Annotated in this window: 17 protein-coding genes and 1 tRNA gene; 17 read left to right on the forward strand and 1 reads right to left on the reverse strand. The window is 68.0% G+C overall.

The window, feature by feature from the left end:
• Positions 1-77: 77 nt before the first annotated feature.
• The 11 genes from IEX05_RS01255 (at position 78) to IEX05_RS01305 (ending at position 8685) form a co-directional block, all read left to right on the forward strand.
• Positions 78-159, forward strand: a tRNA-Leu gene (locus IEX05_RS01255).
• Positions 160-273: 114 nt separating this feature from the next.
• Positions 274-435 carry a hypothetical protein gene (locus IEX05_RS01260; RefSeq protein WP_188699582.1) on the forward strand — a complete coding sequence of 54 codons (162 nt, stop codon included), beginning with the start codon at positions 274-276 and terminating at the stop codon, positions 433-435.
• Between the two features lie 101 nt (positions 436-536).
• Positions 537-779, forward strand: coding sequence for a hypothetical protein (locus tag IEX05_RS01265; RefSeq protein ID WP_188699583.1), 243 nt, complete (start codon positions 537-539; stop codon positions 777-779).
• Positions 780-793: 14 nt separating this feature from the next.
• On the forward strand, positions 794-1246 hold the full coding sequence (locus IEX05_RS01270; protein WP_229661056.1) for a BLUF domain-containing protein: 453 nt from the start codon (positions 794-796) through the stop codon (positions 1244-1246).
• A 12-nt stretch (positions 1247-1258) separates the two neighbouring features.
• Positions 1259-2368: a peptide chain release factor 2 gene (gene prfB, locus IEX05_RS01275; protein WP_188699585.1), complete on the forward strand. Its 1110-nt coding sequence runs from the start codon at positions 1259-1261 to the stop codon at positions 2366-2368.
• A gap of 2 nt (positions 2369-2370) precedes the next feature.
• Entirely contained in the window at positions 2371-2832 is a 462-nt protein-coding gene (locus IEX05_RS01280; RefSeq protein WP_188699586.1) for a calcium homeostasis modulator protein, read from the forward strand.
• Entirely contained in the window at positions 2829-3194 is a 366-nt protein-coding gene (locus IEX05_RS01285) for a hypothetical protein (RefSeq protein WP_188699587.1), read from the forward strand. Before IEX05_RS01280 ends, IEX05_RS01285 begins: the two co-directional genes overlap by 4 nt.
• 100 nt (positions 3195-3294) lie before the next feature.
• Positions 3295-4884 (forward strand): phosphoglycerate dehydrogenase, encoded by a 1590-nt coding sequence (gene serA / locus IEX05_RS01290; protein ID WP_188699588.1) that lies wholly within the window; start codon positions 3295-3297, stop codon positions 4882-4884.
• Positions 4885-4953: 69 nt separating this feature from the next.
• On the forward strand, positions 4954-6471 hold the full coding sequence (locus IEX05_RS01295) for an MFS transporter (RefSeq protein WP_188699589.1): 1518 nt from the start codon (positions 4954-4956) through the stop codon (positions 6469-6471).
• A 27-nt stretch (positions 6472-6498) separates the two neighbouring features.
• Positions 6499-7551 carry a 3-isopropylmalate dehydrogenase gene (locus IEX05_RS01300; protein WP_188699590.1) on the forward strand — a complete coding sequence of 351 codons (1053 nt, stop codon included), beginning with the start codon at positions 6499-6501 and terminating at the stop codon, positions 7549-7551.
• Positions 7552-7596: 45 nt separating this feature from the next.
• The gene (locus IEX05_RS01305; protein ID WP_188699591.1) at positions 7597-8685 is read left to right on the forward strand and encodes a branched-chain amino acid aminotransferase; all 1089 of its coding nucleotides are present in this window, start codon (positions 7597-7599) and stop codon (positions 8683-8685) included.
• 53 nt (positions 8686-8738) lie between these two features.
• On the opposite strand, the gene IEX05_RS01310 is transcribed toward IEX05_RS01305, so the two are convergent.
• The gene (locus IEX05_RS01310; RefSeq protein ID WP_188699592.1) at positions 8739-10154 is read right to left on the reverse strand and encodes a family 20 glycosylhydrolase; all 1416 of its coding nucleotides are present in this window, start codon (positions 10152-10154) and stop codon (positions 8739-8741) included.
• Positions 10155-10275: 121 nt separating this feature from the next.
• On the opposite strand from IEX05_RS01310, the gene IEX05_RS01315 reads away from it, so the two are divergent.
• The 6 genes from IEX05_RS01315 to IEX05_RS01340 all read left to right on the forward strand — a co-directional run bounded on the left by IEX05_RS01315 (position 10276) and on the right by IEX05_RS01340 (position 16287).
• Positions 10276-11418, forward strand: a complete 1143-nt coding sequence (locus tag IEX05_RS01315) for an ROK family transcriptional regulator (RefSeq protein ID WP_188699593.1) — start codon at positions 10276-10278, stop codon at positions 11416-11418.
• Positions 11419-11458: 40 nt separating this feature from the next.
• Positions 11459-12745 (forward strand): extracellular solute-binding protein, encoded by a 1287-nt coding sequence (locus IEX05_RS01320; RefSeq protein ID WP_188699594.1) that lies wholly within the window; start codon positions 11459-11461, stop codon positions 12743-12745.
• 62 nt (positions 12746-12807) lie between these two features.
• Complete coding sequence (locus tag IEX05_RS01325) at positions 12808-13740, forward strand: carbohydrate ABC transporter permease (protein WP_188699595.1); 933 nt, start codon at positions 12808-12810, stop codon at positions 13738-13740.
• Entirely contained in the window at positions 13737-14651 is a 915-nt protein-coding gene (locus tag IEX05_RS01330) for a carbohydrate ABC transporter permease (RefSeq protein WP_188699596.1), read from the forward strand. Before IEX05_RS01325 ends, IEX05_RS01330 begins: the two co-directional genes overlap by 4 nt.
• The gene (locus tag IEX05_RS01335; RefSeq protein WP_188699597.1) at positions 14648-15523 is read left to right on the forward strand and encodes an ROK family protein; all 876 of its coding nucleotides are present in this window, start codon (positions 14648-14650) and stop codon (positions 15521-15523) included. Before IEX05_RS01330 ends, IEX05_RS01335 begins: the two co-directional genes overlap by 4 nt.
• Positions 15520-16287, forward strand: coding sequence for a fumarylacetoacetate hydrolase family protein (locus tag IEX05_RS01340; protein ID WP_188699598.1), 768 nt, complete (start codon positions 15520-15522; stop codon positions 16285-16287). The genes IEX05_RS01335 and IEX05_RS01340 overlap by 4 nt, the downstream gene beginning before the upstream one ends.
• Positions 16288-16323: the final 36 nt, after the last annotated feature.

Raw genomic sequence — 16323 nt, forward strand, 5'->3', positions numbered from 1 at the left:
GCCGTGGGCCTGTATGCCTGGGCCTCCGCGACACGGTGTGGGCACGCCCATGGGCGACCCTCTAGAATGGACGGTGCGCGCGTGTGGTGAAATTGGTAGACACGCAGGATTTAGGTTCCTGTGACTGCGGTCGTGCGGGTTCAAGTCCCGCCACGCGCACCCTTCTCCTTCCATCTCGTGCTCAGTTCGCGCGCATATAGCCGCTGGGGGGCGGTTCCGCAAGGGAATGAGCCAAGATCGCGCGGGCACCTGCGAGGATCCTATGGTGTGGGGATGAACATTCTGTTTTGGATCATTGCCATCATCGCCGTCGTCCTCCTCATCGTCGGTGGCATTGTCGAAGCCGTTCGATTCCTGCTCTGGGTCGGCATCGCGCTCCTGCTGCTCGCGGTGATCGCATGGGCGCTGCGAAAGATCAGCGGTAGCAAGCGATAGTCGCGTCGTGGGGCGCCCTCCGAGGGCGCCCCACGATTGGCCGGGGCGGATGTTCGGGTGCTCTCCGCTCTTTGCTCGACTGCTAGCCTGAGGTGTGACATATGAAGAAGATCGCGGAGATCATGCAATCGAGTGACAGCGGCCATGAGGTCGTCTGGGCCCGCGTCGATCGGGACTTCTATGTCGCCAACGCGCCGGGAGCGTTTCTTGGATGCGTCGACCGCATCGCCCCCGGCGATTTCGAGGCTTATGATGCCCGGACTCAGGGCATCGGAATATTTCCGACCTTGAAAGCGGCGATGGAAGCCGTTGTGAGCGGCGCCACGGAGGTAACCACCGCATGACATCTGAAACCTCCGTGTACTCGCTCGTCTATACGAGCACGGCGACCGATTCTCTGAGCGATGCTGGTCTCGCGGCACTACTGGAGAAAAGCCGCTCCAACAACGCCTCGGAGAACATCACCGGAATGCTCCTATACCGGCGGAGGCAGTTCATTCAGTTTCTCGAAGGGCCGGAGGAGGCTGTGCGCGGTCTGCTGCTTCGCATACGCCTCGATCCGCGACACACCGACCTCAAGGTGCTCGTCGAGGGATCCGGCCGCGAACGACAGTTCTCGGACTGGACGATGGGCTACGAGCCCGTGGTGGAGGCCACCGAAAGTCTCCCGACCGGATTTCGGGATACGTTCGATGATCTCGATAACGCGGTCGACCCCGACCTGGTCGTTCGCGCCACACAACAGCTCAGCCTGTGGTTCCGGGTTCGCAGCGGCCGTCGTTCGGCGTCGCTCACAGCCCGTTCGCGCTAAGCTTCACTTGCCATGCTAGAACTCGATCTTTCCGCCGAAATCCAGGCCCTGCGCACCACCTTCGACAACATCGCCGAGGTGGTGAACGTCGACGGTCTCAAGGCCGAGGTTGCCGCTCTCGAGGAGCGCGCCGCCGACCCCGACCTCTGGAGCGACCAGGACAACGCGCAGAAGGTCACGAGCGCTCTCAGCCACCGCAAGGCCGCCATCCGAAAGGTCGAGAGTGCGGGCACCCGCCTCGACGACCTCGAGGTGATGGTCGAGCTCGCCAACGAGATGGAAGACGAGGACACGGCGAACGAGGCGCGCGCCGAGCTCGCCGCGCTGGAGAAGACGATCCAGGATCTCGAGGTGCAGACGCTCCTCGACGGCGAATACGATGAGCGCGCCGCCGTCGTCACGATCCGATCCGGCGCGGGCGGCGATGACGCCACCGACTTCGCCGAGATCCTCATGCGCATGTACCTCCGCTGGGCCGAGCGCAACGGTTACCCGACGAAGGTGCTCGACACCTCCTACGCCGAGGGAGCGGGCATCAAGTCCGCGACCTTCGAAGTCGACGCGCCCTACGCCTACGGCGTGCTCTCCGTCGAGGCCGGCACGCACCGCCTGGCGCGCATCAGCCCGTTCGGTTCGGCAGACAAGCGCCAGACGAGCTTCGCCGCGGTCGAGGTCATTCCCCTGATGGAGGAGGCGACCGAGGTCGACATCCCCGAGGGCGACATCCGCGTCGACGTCTTCCGGTCGTCCGGCCCGGGCGGTCAGTCGGTCAACACGACCGACTCCGCCGTGCGCCTGACCCACATCCCGACCGGCATCGTCATCTCGATGCAGAACGAGAAGTCGCAGATCCAGAACCGCGCGGCCGCGATGCGCCTCCTGCAGACCCGCCTGCTGCTGCTCCAGCGTGAGCAGGAGGCGGCGAAGAAGAAGGAGCTCGCGGGCAACATCACCGCGAGCTGGGGCGACCAGATCCGCTCCTACTTCCTCTACGGCCAGCAGCTCGTTAAGGACCTGCGTACGGGCTTCGAGATGAACCAGCCCGACCAGGTCTTCGACGGCGACCTCGACGGCCTCATCAACGCCGGCATCCGGTGGCGCAAGCGGGCGGAGCAGGACTGACCATGGCCGCGCGCGACGAGGACGACGCGTTCCGCTGGGACGGCGACGACGATCCGACGCTGAGCGTCACCCCCGACGCGGTCGCGTCGTCCGCGGCCGTGACCGCGCCGGAGCCGGATCCGGTACCCGAAGAGCCGCGCGACGAGCAGGAGCCGGCCGGCATCGGCAACGTCGCGCTCGTCGCCTATGGCGTGCTCGGCGGCGTCTACGCGCTGTGGACCGCCGGGTGGGTGATCGGCGCGCTACGCCTCAAGGGGCGTATCGAGGGCCTGTCGGGCTCCGTCGCGGACGTCATGTTCCAGGGCACGATGGTCCTCGCGATCATCGCGCCGGCGATCTGGTTCCTGGTGTCACTCCTCGGCACCCGCGGAAAGCAGGCCTGGCAGCGGTTCCTCTGGTTGGGCATCGGTGTGCTCGTGCTGATCCCCTGGCCGTTCGTGATGGTGGGGGTGATCGGGCAATGAGCGATGTCGCCGCAAAGAAGTCGACCCCGGCCTGGCTCATCGGCGTCGTGGCCGGACTGTTCGGCCTGTTCTACGCCTACGCGGTATGGGCCGGCGTCCAGTACCTCGTGACGACGTTGCAGGAGCTGTCGGTGCAGAGCCAGCTCACGGGGGTCGACCTCGCCCTCACGCCGCTGGCCTGGGTCGCCCTCGTCATGGCGATCGCGGTGCCCGTCGCCTCGTTCGCGATTGCGATGGTGATGGGGCGCGGCAAGGCGCTCTGGAAGCTCGCGCTCCTGCTTCTCGTCGGCTTGGCCGTGACCAGCGTTTTCTGGCTCGACGTGCAGGCGTTCACCACCACCCAGCAGGTCATCCAGCAGTAGCCGTGTTCGGGGCACGCCCCGAGCGCGACTAAGCTGGACGTCAACGGCGGGCGCCGCAGGCACTGCCGTTCCACCGCAGCGCCGTCTCAAAGGATCCACTTTGTCGAAGCCCGTCGTTCTTCTCGCAGAGCAGCTTTCCCCCGCCACGGTCGAGGCCCTCGGTCCCGATTTCGATGTCCGTTCGGTCGATGGCACCGACCGTCCCGCGCTGTTCGACGCGCTGGCCGAGGCGAGCGCCGTCCTCATCCGCTCTGCCACGAAGATGGACGCCGAGGCGATCTCGCACGCGCCGAACCTCAAGGTCATCGCCCGCGCCGGCGTCGGCCTCGACAACGTCGACATCAAGGCGGCCACGCAGGCCGGCGTCATGGTCGTCAACGCGCCGACCTCGAACATCATCTCGGCCGCCGAACTGACGTGCGGTCACATCATCAGCCTCGCGCGCCACATTCCGGCGGCGAACGCGTCGCTCTCCGGCGGCGCGTGGAAGCGCAGCTCCTTCACCGGCACCGAGCTGTTCGAGAAGACTCTCGGCGTGATCGGTCTCGGCCGCATCGGCGCGCTCGTCGCCGCCCGCATGCAGGCGTTCGGCATGCGCATCATCGCCTTCGACCCCTACATCACCGCCGCCCGCGCGCAGCAGCTGGGCGCCGAGCTCGTCACGCTCGACGAGCTCGTCGAGCAGGCCGACTTCCTCACGATCCACATGCCGAAGACGCCCGAGACCACGGGCATGATCGCCGAGGCGCAGCTGAAGAAGATGAAGAAGACGGCGTATGTCGTCAACGTCGCCCGCGGCGGACTCATCGATGAGCAGGCCCTCGCGGCCGCGCTCGAGGCCGGCGAAATCGCCGGCGCCGGCATCGACGTGTTCACGCAGGAGCCGCCGGCCGACGACAGCCTCACGCGCCAGCCGAACGCCGTCGTGACGCCGCACCTCGGCGCCTCCACGGAGGAGGCGCAGGAGAAGGCCGGCATCTCCGTCGCGAAGTCCGTCAAGCTGGCGCTCGAGGGAGACCTCGTGCCGGACGCGGTAAACGTCGCCGGTGGCGCGATCGACCCGTTCGTGCGCCCTGGAATCTCGCTCGTCGAGAAGCTCGGCCAGGTGTTCAGCGGCATCGCCCGCGGACCGCTCACCAGCCTCGAGATCGACGTGCGCGGCGAGCTCGCCGACTACGACGTCTCCGTCTACAAGCTGGCGGCCCTCAAGGGCATCCTCGGCAGCGTCGTCAGCGAGAAGGTGTCGTACGTCAACGCCCCGGTGATCGCCGAGCAGCGCGGCATCGAGACGCGGTTGAACGTCGAGAAGGACAGCCCCGAGTTCCGCAACCTCACCACCCTCACGGGCACGCTCGCCGACGGCACGGTGCTGAGCATCGCCGGCACGCTCGCGGGCACGCGCATGGTGCCGAAGATCGTGGGCATCAACGGCTACGAGCTCGATGCACCTCTCGCCGAGCACCACATCGTGATCGTCTACAAGGATCGCCCGGGCGTCGTCGCCGTCTACGCCGACAAGTTCGGCGCGGGGGACATCAACATCGACGGCCTGCAGGTCGCCCGCGGCAGCGGCGACGAGGCCCTGTCGGTCATCACGGTCGACAAGCGGGTGCCGGACGAGGTCGTCGCCGCCATCGGCGAGGCCATCGATGCTCGCATCATCCGACAGATCGAGATCGTCGAAGACTAGAGCCACGTCTTCCGCGGTGCGCCCCCTGTCGCTCGGCAGGGGGCGCACCGTTTTCGCATGAAAGAAGCCATGACACACACAGACGCTATCGATGTCGACGGGCCGCGCGCCGGGTGGCGGGGCTGGGCCGCACTCGTCGTGCTGATGCTCCCCGTGCTGCTCGTCTCGATCGACAACACGATCCTCAACTTTGCTCTGCCGGAGATCGCGCGCGAGCTCGAGCCGACGAGCGCCGAGCAGCTCTGGATCATCGACGCGTACTCGCTCGTGCTGGCGGGCTTGCTCGTCACAGCCGGATCCTTCGGCGATCGCATCGGCCGCAGGAAGATCCTCCTGTTCGGCGCCGTGGGCTTCACTCTCGTGTCCGTGGGCGCGGCCTTCGCCCCGACGGCGGAGTGGCTGATCGCGGCGCGCGCGGCGATGGGTGTCTTCGGCGCGAGCCTCATGCCGTCGACGATGTCGCTGCTGCGCACCACGTTCCGCAATCGCAATCAGCGACGCGTCGCCGTGGCCGCCTGGGCGGGAGCCTTCTCGGCGGGCGGAGCGCTCGGACCCGTCATCGGCGGTTTCCTGATGGAGCACCTGCCGTGGCAGAGCGTCTTCCTGCTCGCCGTCCCGGTGCTCGCGCTGATGCTGGCCGGCGTGCCGGTGTTCGTCTCCGAGAGCCGGGACCCGAATCCGGGACCGATCGACGGTTGGGGGATCCTGCTGTCGATGCTCGCGCTCGCGCCGCTCGCCTGGGGAATCAAGGAACTGGCGATCGCCGGTCTGCCCGGGCTCGTCGCGATCGTCGTGGGGCTCTTCTTCGGCTGGCTCTTCGTGCGCCGGCAGCTCCGGAGCCCGCATCCGATGCTCGACATGGCGCTGTTCCGGCGCTCGAAGTTCTCGGGCTCGCTCGACGTGAACCTCTGCTGCATCATGGCCTACATCGGGTTCCTCTACTTCGTCTCGCAGCATCTCCAGATGATCGTGGGCCTTTCGCCGATGGTCGCGGGGCTCGCGCTCATCCCCGGCGCGGTGATATCTATCCTCGCGGGCTTCATCGTGACGCCCTTCGCGGCGCGGTTCTCCGCGGCCGTCGTCGTGCCGATCTGCCTCGTGATCGGGGCCGCGGGGCTCGTGCTCGTGGCCTTCGCGGGCGCGCACGACGTCTGGATGCTCGTGCTCGCCTTCGTCATCATGGGCGCGGGCACCTCGGCCGCCCAGACGGTCTCCGGCGAGCTGATCATCTCGGCCGCCCCCGCCGACAAGGCGGGCGCCGCGAGCGCGATCAGCGAGACGGCGTACGAGTTCGGGGCGGTCCTCGGCACCTCGATCCTCGGCGGGATCCTCACCGCCTGGTATCGGGCGACGCTCGCGGTGCCGAGCGGCGTGCCGGATTCTCTCGCGGAGCACGCACAGGAGACGCTTGCGGGCGCGATGAACGCCGCCGAGGAGCTCGGCGGATCCGTCGGGGAGGCGCTGCGGGGCGCCGCGGCGGCCGCCTTCGACGGGGGAGTGACCGCGACGTCGCTCATCGGCACGGGCCTGCTCGTGATCGCGGCGGTCGTCGCGGCGAGTACGCTGGGATCCAGCCGAAAGCGTTGAAATCCCCGCAAGACCCAAGGAGTCTGAATGTCGCGCGTCGTCAAGCTTGCCGTGATCGCCGGTGATGGTATCGGTCCGGAGGTGATCGCGGAGGCCGAGAAGGTGCTCGACGCCGCCACCGCGCACTCGGACGTGACCTTCGACAAGACGCGGTTCTCGCTCGGCGCCGACCGCTTCCTCGCCACGGGTGACGTGCTCACGGAGGACGACCTCGCCGGCATCGCCGCACACGACGCGATCCTCCTCGGCGCGGTGGGCGGCACGCCCAACGACCCGCGTCTCGCCGACGCGAACATCGAGCGCGGACTGCTGTTGAAGCTGCGTTTCTCGCTCGACCACTACGTGAACCTGCGCCCGTCGAAGCTCTACCCGACGGTGCCCGGCCCGCTGAAGAACCCCGGCGAGGTCGACTTCGTCGTCGTGCGCGAGGGCACCGAGGGCTCCTACGTCGGCAACGGCGGCGTGCTCCGCCAGGGCACGGAGCACGAGATCGCGAACGAGCTCGGTGTCAACACGGCCCACGGCGTGCGCCGCGTCGTGGAGTACGCCTTCGAGCTCGCCGAGACGCGCCGCAAGAAGCTGACGCTCGTGCACAAGACGAACGTGTTGGTCAACGCCGGCAAGCTGTGGAAGCGCATCTTCGACGAGACGAGCGAGAAGCACCCGGACGTCGCCGTAGACTATATGCACATCGATGCGGCGACCATGCACATGGTGGACAACCCCAGCCGCTTCGACGTGATCGTCACCGACAACCTCTTCGGAGACATTCTGACCGACCTCGCCGGCGCCATCACCGGCGGAATCGGGCTCGCCGCCTCGGGAAACCTGAACCCCTCGGGCGAGTTCCCCTCGATGTTCGAGCCTGTGCACGGTTCGGCTCCGGACATCGCCGGGCAGCAGAAGGCCGACCCGACCGCGGCCATCGGATCCGTCGCTCTCCTCCTCGACCACCTCGGCCTCGCGGCCGAAGCGCAGCGCGTGACGCGCGCGATCGAGCAGGACATCGCGGAGCGCACCGATGAGCCCCGCACCACGGCACAGATCGGCGACGCCATCGCGGCTCGCCTGACGGCTTGACGACAGTTTTCGCGCAGAGACACGGCGCAGACGGGAAAGACACGCATGACCACTCCTGACACCCCTTCGCTTCAGTTCCTGGTTCGGAAGAACCTCGCCGCGAAGAGCCCCGCAGAGCGCGAGCAGCTGCTCGAGAACCCGGGCTTCGGATCCATCTTCACCGACCACATGGTCGACCTGTGCTGGTCGGAGAAGGGCGGATGGCACCGCCCCCGCGTCCAGCCGTACGGGCCGATCTCCCTCGACCCGGCGGCCGCGGTGTTGCACTACGCGCAGGAGATCTTCGAGGGCATGAAGGCGTACCGTCACGCCGACGGATCGATCCACACGTTCCGCCCCGAGCAGAACGCGCGCCGTTTCAACCGCAGCGCGCGCCGCCTGTCGATGCCGGAGATTCCGGAGGAGTACTTCCTTCAGGCGATCCGCGAGCTCATCGCGGTCGACGCGGAGTGGGTGCCGTCCGGCGCGGACCAGACGCTCTACCTCCGTCCGTTCATGTTCGCGAAGGAGGCCTTCCTCGGCGTCCGCCCCGCGAAGAAGTACAACTTCTACGTGATCGGCAGCCCCGCGGGAGCCTACTTCAAGGGCGGCGTCACGCCCGTGTCGATCTGGCTGAGCGAAACCTACGCCCGCGCGGCCGAGGGCGGCACGGGCGCGGCGAAGACCGGCGGAAACTACGCCGCGAGCCTGCTCCCGCAGTCGGAGGCGTACGAGCAGGGCTGCGACCAGGTCGTCTTCCTCGACGCCCACGGCAACGTCGAAGAGCTCGGCGGCATGAACATCGTCTTCGTGAAGAAGGACGGCACGCTCGTCACGCCCGCCTCGGACAACATCCTCGACGGCGTGACCCGCAACTCGCTCCTCCAGCTTGCGGAGGACCGCGGCCACACCGTCGAGCGCCGTCCCGTCTCGCTCGCCGAGTGGCGAGAGGGCGTGGCGTCCGGCGACATCGTCGAGGTCTTCGCCTGCGGCACGGCCGCCGTTGTCACTCCCATCGGCCGGCTCAAGGCCGCGGGCTTCGACGACGAGCAGCCCACCGGAGAGCTCGCACTGTCGCTGCGCGAGGAGCTGACCGACATCCAGTACGGTCGCCGCGAAGACCGCCACGACTGGCTGTACCGCCTCGACGCGTAAACGTCCCATCGACGCATCGCCCGCACCGGCTCACGGTGCGGGCGATGCGTGCGTTAACGCCAGGGGATCTCGGTGCCGCGCGCGAAGCGGATCCCCGCACGCTCCCACAGGAGGCCGAGGCCCGCGATCCGCGCGCGGAACGACTCCCAGTCGCGCTCCGCGGATCCGAGCGGGCGAGACCATGCGGCCTCGGCCGCCGAGGCGATACGGGGAAACACCATGTGCTCGAGGGTCGCCTCGTCGACGATGGTCTCGGTCCAGAGTGCGGCCTCGACGCCGAGGATGCGCTCTTCGGGCACCTCGAGCACGCCCGCCGGATCCCACTCGTACGAGCGCCGGACGCTCGTCGGACCGTTCGCCCAGCTGAGACCGGCGCGCGTGTCGGCGTCGTACTTCATGTCGAGGTAGATCGCATCGGCGGGGGACAGCACGAATCTTCCGCCCCGCTCGAGCGCGCGCCGCGCGAGCTCCGCATGCTCCGTGCTCGGCGTGAGGAAGCCCCAGTACTGGAACACGGCGTCCGCGGGAAGGTCCGCGGCGCCGGCCTCGTGCCACGCGGCCGGCGTGCGACCCGTCGCCATCACGGCACGGACGGCCATGTCGACGATCGCCCGGTAGTCGCTTCTCGCGGTGCCGAGCGCCTCGTCGCCGCCGACGTGCAGATAGGGGCCGGGGAAGAGTCGGGCGACCTCGGCGAACACCTCGCGGAGCACCTCCTCGAGACCGGGCGCGCGGGCGTCGAGGGAGGAGAAACCGACCGCAAAGCCGGTGTAGGGCTCGCCGGTTCGCGGCAATCCTCCGCCGAACTCCTCGACGACCTCGAGGACGCTGGGGGCGAGGACCGGGTCTGCGGTGAGCTCGGGATGGCTGAGGCTGACGGCATGCGTGTGGCCGGGGAGGTCGATCTCGGGCACAACGATCATGTGGTGCGCCGCCGCGTGCGCAACGATGCGCTGCACGTCGTCGCGCGTGAAATGCCCGCCCGGGTCGCCGCCGATGCTGGACGACGACCCGCGATCCGCGAGCTCGGGGCGGCACTCGAGCGCGAGGCGCCACGCCTGGTCATCGGTGAGATGCAGGTGCAGAACGTTGAACTTCAGGTCGGCGGCGCGCTCGACGAGGCGTTCGATCGTGTCGACGGAGTGAAAGTGCCGCGCGACGTCGAGCATGATGCCTCGATATTCGAAGCGTGGGGCGTCGGTGATGGCGACGTGGGGAACGAAGAACCCCTCGTCGTCGCGAGCGATGAGCTGAAGCAGGGTGCGTTGTGCGTAGAACCTGCCGGCGGCGCTGGCTGCTTGGATGCGGATACCCTCATCGGCGATGTCGAGTCGGTAGCCCTCGGGAGGGCCATCGATCACGTCGTAGCGGGCGAGGGAAAGGGCATGATGCGGCGCGGAGATATCGAGCCGCAGGGCTCCGGGCCGGATGTCGACGTCGACGGGCCAGGGGAGGAGAGCAAGGGGCATGCCTGGCAAGCTAACACGGCGATCGGCCCCGCCACCAGGCTCGATAACAAATTAGTAAGGTTTCTTCACAAATGTCCTCCGGCGCTTGCGGAACGGCAATTTGCGAGGTTCACTTACAAACATGTCGAAGTCGACCCCGCCGTCCGTTGAGGCGCCCGCCACGGCCCGCGCCGGCCGCGAACGGGTTCTCCCCGATCATGTGCGGCGTCAGAACCGCGCCCTCGTGCTCACGAGCCTGTTCCACGAGGGATCCATGAGCCGCGCCGACCTCGCGCGGCGCACGGGTCTCACCCGGGTCACCATGTCGGCGCTCGTCGGCGACCTCGTCTCCGAACGGCTCGTCGTGGAGCAGGGTGCGCGCGAGGCGACCGGGCCCGGGAAGCCGGGCGTCGCCGTCGACATCGACCGCACCGGTCTCCAGGTGGTCGCCATCGATCTTTCGGCCGCTCACGAGTTGCGCGGTGCGGTCGTCGACCTCACGGGGTCCGTGGCCGATCGCATCGCCATCGCACGCCCGGCCGAGATCGACGGTGAGCGGATTCGGGATCTCACGGAGCGGATGATCGACGACCTGTTGGCGCGCGCCACGGGACGCGTGCTCGGTATCGGTATCGCCAGCCCCGGAATCGTCGGGGGCGACGGTACGGTCATCGCCTCGCCGAACCTCGGCTGGGCCGACCTGCCCCTGCAAGCGAGCGTCGCGGAACGCACGGGTATGCCGGTCGACGTGTCGAACGACGCCGATGCGGCGGCCCTCGCCGAGCGCACGCTCGGCGGTGCAGGAGAAGACTTCATGCTCATCAAGATCGACCGCGGTGTCGGTGGCGGCGTCATGGTGCGCGGTGAGCTCGTGCGTGGCGACCGGTTCGCCGCGGGCGAGGTCGGCCACGTGACCGTCGGCACCGACGGCGGACGCGTCTGCGTGTGCGGCCGAGTCGGTTGCCTCGAGACCTGGGCGTCCGTACGGTTCCTCGAATCGCGCATGTCGGCCGGGGAGGAACGTGACCTTGTGCTCCGAGAGGCCGGTGAACGGCTGAGCATCGCGATCGCGCCCGTCGTCGGTGCCCTCGACCTGCCCGAGATCGTCCTCTCCGGGCCGGCCGAGTACGTCGGAGGCCTTCTTCGCGACTCCGCCGTCGAGACGCTCCGCGAGCGCACCTACCTCCACGACGACGTGTCCGTGCGGATGTCTCAGCTCGGAGACGACGCCGTGCTTCTCGGCGCGATGGCGCTGATCCTCCACAGCGAGCTAGGCATCGCCTAGCCCGCAAACTCCCACCAAGACAAGACAAGGACGTCACATCATGAACAGCATCACATCCAGGGCGCTGCCTGCAGCGGCCCTCCTCGGGATCGCAGGACTCGCCCTCGCCGGTTGCTCCAGCGGCTCCGGCGGCTCGAACGGCGGATCCGGGGGCGAGCCCGCCGAGACCGGCACGCTCACGGTCTGGCTCGTTGGCACGGACACGCCGCAGGAAGCGCGTGACCTCCTGAAGTCCACCTTCGAGTCGGCCCACGACGGATGGACTCTGGAACTCGAAGAGAAAACCTGGGCGGACGTATCGGAGAACTACGTCGCCGCGCTGCAGTCCAACGACGCCCCCGATGTGGTCGAGGTCGGCAACACACAGGCCATCGGCTTCATCGACCAGGGCCTCCTCGCCGACATCGGCGATATTCGCGGCGAGCTCGGCGACCTCAACCCGGGCCTCGAAGCCGCAGGCACCTACGACGACACCTTCTATGCGGCCCCGTACTATGCGGGCGGGCGCGTCGTGTTCTACTCGTCCGACACCGTTGACGCCGACAATCTGCCGACGACCCTCGAAGAGTATGTCGAGCAGGGCATCGGCTACCGGACCGACGGCATGAGCGGCATCTACGCGCCGGGTCGCGACTGGTACAACATGCTCCCGTACATCTGGTCGTACGGCGGCGAGATCGCGGTCGACGACGGTGGCACGTGGGATGCACAGTTCTCGAGCGCCGAGTCGCAGCAGGGGCTGAAGCTCCTGCAGAAGGTCTATGAGGAGGCCACGAACGCCCCCACCGACGGCGACGAGGCCGACGCCAACGTGCCGTTCTGCGCCGGCGAGGTCGCGTTCCTCTCGGCGCCCGCGTGGATGGCGGGGTCCATCACGGCTCCGGCGGATGCCGAGAACCCCGGTTGCGCCGACACCTTCGGGAAGAACCTGCACGCGTTCCCGCTGCCCGGTGCGACGGCCGGCGAGCCCGCGCCGATCTTCGCCGGCGGATCCAACATCGCGGTCGCCCAGCTGAGCGACGCGCCGGAGATGGCGAAGGAAGCCGTGAAGATCATGGTCTCGAAGGACTACCAGGACCTCATGGCGGGCGCGGGCCTGACGCCGGCGCTGCTCGAGTCGAACGCCGCGTTGCCCGACAACGATGTCGCCCAGTCGCAGGCCGAGGCGCTCGCCGTCTCGAAGAGCGTGCCGACGACGCCCAAGTGGCAGGAGGTCGAAGCGAGCCTCATCATCCAGGACTCCCTCGTGCGCATCGCGCAGGGCGAGGACACGGCGAAGGTCGCCGAGGCGCTCGACGCGCGCATCGAGGAGATCCTGAACGGTTGACGCCCCGGGGCGGATCCTCCACCCGGTGGATCCGCCCCCTTTCTGCGAAAGGGTGACCCGCGATGGCAATCCCGTCCCTGTCCACTCAGCGGCTTCGACGCCGCGGACGCTCTCAGGCGATCAGCGCCTGGGCGCTTCTCATCCCCTCGATCGCGCTCATCGCGCTCATGGTCGGCTATCCCGGCGTGACGATGATCTGGCAGTCGTTCACCGACTACCAGGTGCGCAACAAGATCCAGGGAACTCCCGCGAATTTCGTCGGGCTCGACAACTTCACCAAGGTCATCACGAGCAGCGACTTCCCGGCGGTTCTCGGCCGCACCATCGGGATCATGCTGCTCACGACGACGCTCATCATGGTCGGCGGCGTGCTCGTCGCGGTGCTCATGACGAAGCTCGGCCGCGGCATGCGGCTGCTCGTATCGGTCGGCCTGCTGCTCGCCTGGGCGATCCCGCCGCTGACCGCGACGGTCGTCTGGGGCTTCATCTTCGACACCGAGTACGGCCTCGTGAACTGGGTCATGAACGCGATCACGCGCTCGAACGACTGGTACAACCACCCCTGGCTTCTCAATCCCTGGACGTTCGTGCTCGTGCTGACGATCATCGTCGTGTGGGGCGCGATTCCCTTCGTCGCCTTCACGTCGTACGCCGGCCTCGGGCAGGTGCCCCGCGAGACCATCGAGGCCGCCGAGATCGACGGCGCCGGCGGCTGGCAGCGGTTCTGGAACATCGTCTTCCCCGCGATCAGGCCCGTCCTCGGTGGCGTGCTGATCCTGCAGATCATCTGGAACATGAAGCTGTTCACCCAGGTATACGCGCTGCAGAGCCGAGGCGGCATCGCCGCCGACACCAACGTGCTTCCCGTGTACCTGTTCCGTCAGGGCATCGGCAAGTTCGGCGAGACCAGCGCCATCGGCATGCTCATCGTCATCATCATGCTCGCCATCAGTTGGTACAACATCCGCCTGCTCCTGAAAGAAGACGAGCAATGACCGACCTCGCCACCCGCGCCGCCGTGATCCCGCAGCGACGCTCGATGGGCGCGCCGGCCTCACCCGTCCGACGCCGCTCGCACCGCGTGCTGTTCAACGTCCTCGGGCTCATCGTGTTCGTCTGCTCGGTGTTCCCGGTCTACTGGATGGTGAACCTCTCCTTCACCCCCGGCAACCAGATCATCAGCCGCGACCCGTCGCTCATCCCGCGCGAGCCCACGATCAGAAACTTCATCACGGCCTGGACCCGGCCCGCGGCTCCGGGGCAGACCGACTTCCCGAACGCCCTCAAGACGAGCCTCATCATCGTGATCGTCGTCGTCGCGTGCGCGCTCTTCGTCGCCTTCCTGGCCTCGATCGCGCTCGCACGGTTCCGCTTCCGCGGGCGACACGCGTTCATCGTCGGCATCCTCGTGGTGCAGATGATCCCGGGCGAGGCCATGATGTTCACCGTCTACAACCTCGTCGACGACATGCGCCTCATCAACACCCTGCTCGGTCTCGCGCTCGTGCACGTCGCCTCCGTCGTGCCGTTCACGATCTGGGCGTTGCGCGGATTCGTCGCGGGTGTGCCGATCGAACTCGAAGAGTCGGCGCAGATCGACGGGTGCTCGAAACCCCAGGCGTTCTGGAAGGTCACCTTCCCGCTCCTCGCACCAGGGCTCGTGTCGACTGGCATCTTCGCCTTCATGCAGTCGTGGAACGAGTTCACGATGGCGTTGCTCCTTATGAAGGGCCAGAACCTGACCCTTCCGACGTGGCTCAACTCGTTCCAGTCGGCGACCGAGGCGACGAACTACGGTGCCGTCATGGCCGGTTCGACCCTCATCTGCATCCCCGTCGTCATCTTCTTCCTCTTCGTGCAGGGACGGATGACGGGCGGACTCGTCGCCGGGGCGGTGAAGGGATGACGGGCCCCGCGCGCCTGGGTATCGACGTCGGCGGCACGAGCGTCGAGGCGGTCGCGCTCGACGCGGACGGATCCATTCGAGCGCGCACGCGGAACCCCACCGAGCGCGGGGAGGACGGCGTCGTGCGCTCGGTTCTCGCGGCGATCCGCGCGCTGGACACCCCCGCGAAAACGATCGGCATCGGTATCCCGGGCCGGATCGACGGCGGGCGCGTCCACGATGCGGTGAATCTCGGCGTGCGCGAACTCGATCTCGCCGGTGAGATCTGGCGCCGGTGTGGCGCACCCGTCGCGGTCGACAACGACGTGCGCGGGGCCGCGCTGGGCGCCGCATCGCGTACGCGCGCCAAGAGCCTCGCCTACCTCAACCTCGGCACCGGCGTCGCGGCCGGAATCGTCGTGGACGGCCGCGTCATCGACGGCTCCTCGGGTGTCGCGGGCGAGATCGGGCACCTCTCGATCGATCCGCGCGGGCCGCAGTGCGCGTGCGGGCAGTTCGGCTGCATCGAGGTCTTCGCGGGCGGCGGATCCATCGCCCGCCGCGCCGGAGAACCTCTCGAAAGGGTCGCCGAGCGCGCGGATGCGGGCGACGAGAGCGCGAGCGGGATCCTCGCGGACCTTGCCCGCGGGGCGGCCGCGGGCGTGCGCGCCCTCGCGCTCGCCGTGGATCCGGAGATCATCATGATCGGCGGCGGCATCGCCCGCCGCGGCGAGAGGCTCCGCTCCGAGATTGCGGGCGCGCTCGCTCGGGCCGCCGACGGATCCGCCTTTCTCGCCTCGCTGCGGCTCGAAGAACGGATCGAGATCGTGTCGCCCGACGACGCGATCGGGGCAGTGGGGGCGGCCCTCCTGGGGGATAGGCTGGGTGCGTGAAGATCGCTCGGTTCAGCCACAACGACGCCATCAAGTACGGAATCGTCGACGGAGCGGAGCTCGTCGTTCTCTCCGGCGACCCCATGTTCGCCGGGTACGACACGACGGGAGAGCGCGTGTCGATCGGCGACGTCGCTCTGCTCGCTCCTGTGATCCCCCGCTCGAAGGTCGTGTGCGTCGGCCGCAACTACCGCGACCACGCCGCCGAGCTGAACAACGACATCCCGACGGAACCGCTGCTGTTCTTCAAGCCCAACACCGCGGTCGTCGGCCCCGGCGATGCGATCGTGCGCCCGCCCCAGACCAACGACACCCAGTGGGAGGGCGAACTCGCGGTCGTCATCGGCAAGATCGCGAAGAACGTGAAGGCGGAGGACGCGAACGACGTCATCTTCGGCTACACGATCGCGAACGATGTCACCGCCCGCGACCTGCAGGGCCCGGACCGTCAGTGGGCGCGCGCCAAGGGGATGGACACCTTCTGCCCGCTCGGTCCCGCCATCGAGACGGAGTTCGACGTCTCGAAGGGCGAGATCATCACCCGCCACAACGACGTCGAGGTGCAGCGCGGACGGTTCACCGACATGATCTTCGACATCCCCTCGATCATCGAGTACGTGTCGGCGGCCTTCACGCTCCTGCCCGGCGACGTGATTCTCACGGGCACCCCCGCGGGCGTCGGCGCGTTCCAGGGCGGCGACTCGGTGGAGGTCGAGGTGCCGGGGATCGGCATCCTGCGGAACATCGCGCGCGACGCGGCATAGGGCGGCGCGGTGGCCTCCATGATCCGGACGGCGCAC

Source organism: Microbacterium nanhaiense, from assembly GCF_014646015.1.
Taxonomy (GTDB): domain Bacteria; phylum Actinomycetota; class Actinomycetes; order Actinomycetales; family Microbacteriaceae; genus Microbacterium; species Microbacterium nanhaiense.

Excerpts from the sequence above, each read along its gene's own strand:
- IEX05_RS01280 (WP_188699586.1), top strand. The coding sequence starts at position 2,371 with ATGGCCGCGCGCGACGAGGACGACGCGTTCCGCTGGGACGGCGACGAC.
- IEX05_RS01335 (WP_188699597.1), top strand. The coding sequence starts at position 14,648 with ATGACGGGCCCCGCGCGCCTGGGTATCGACGTCGGCGGCACGAGCGTC.
- IEX05_RS01295 (WP_188699589.1), top strand. The coding sequence starts at position 4,954 with ATGACACACACAGACGCTATCGATGTCGACGGGCCGCGCGCCGGGTGG.
- IEX05_RS01315 (WP_188699593.1), top strand. The coding sequence starts at position 10,276 with ATGTCGAAGTCGACCCCGCCGTCCGTTGAGGCGCCCGCCACGGCCCGC.
- IEX05_RS01260 (WP_188699582.1), top strand. The coding sequence starts at position 274 with ATGAACATTCTGTTTTGGATCATTGCCATCATCGCCGTCGTCCTCCTC.
- IEX05_RS01330 (WP_188699596.1), top strand. The coding sequence starts at position 13,737 with ATGACCGACCTCGCCACCCGCGCCGCCGTGATCCCGCAGCGACGCTCG.
- IEX05_RS01265 (WP_188699583.1), top strand. The coding sequence starts at position 537 with ATGAAGAAGATCGCGGAGATCATGCAATCGAGTGACAGCGGCCATGAG.
- IEX05_RS01285 (WP_188699587.1), top strand. The coding sequence starts at position 2,829 with ATGAGCGATGTCGCCGCAAAGAAGTCGACCCCGGCCTGGCTCATCGGC.
- IEX05_RS01310 (WP_188699592.1), bottom strand. The coding sequence starts at position 10,154 with ATGCCCCTTGCTCTCCTCCCCTGGCCCGTCGACGTCGACATCCGGCCC.
- IEX05_RS01320 (WP_188699594.1), top strand. The coding sequence starts at position 11,459 with ATGAACAGCATCACATCCAGGGCGCTGCCTGCAGCGGCCCTCCTCGGG.
- IEX05_RS01305 (WP_188699591.1), top strand. The coding sequence starts at position 7,597 with ATGACCACTCCTGACACCCCTTCGCTTCAGTTCCTGGTTCGGAAGAAC.
- prfB (WP_188699585.1), top strand. The coding sequence starts at position 1,259 with ATGCTAGAACTCGATCTTTCCGCCGAAATCCAGGCCCTGCGCACCACC.
- IEX05_RS01300 (WP_188699590.1), top strand. The coding sequence starts at position 6,499 with ATGTCGCGCGTCGTCAAGCTTGCCGTGATCGCCGGTGATGGTATCGGT.
- IEX05_RS01325 (WP_188699595.1), top strand. The coding sequence starts at position 12,808 with ATGGCAATCCCGTCCCTGTCCACTCAGCGGCTTCGACGCCGCGGACGC.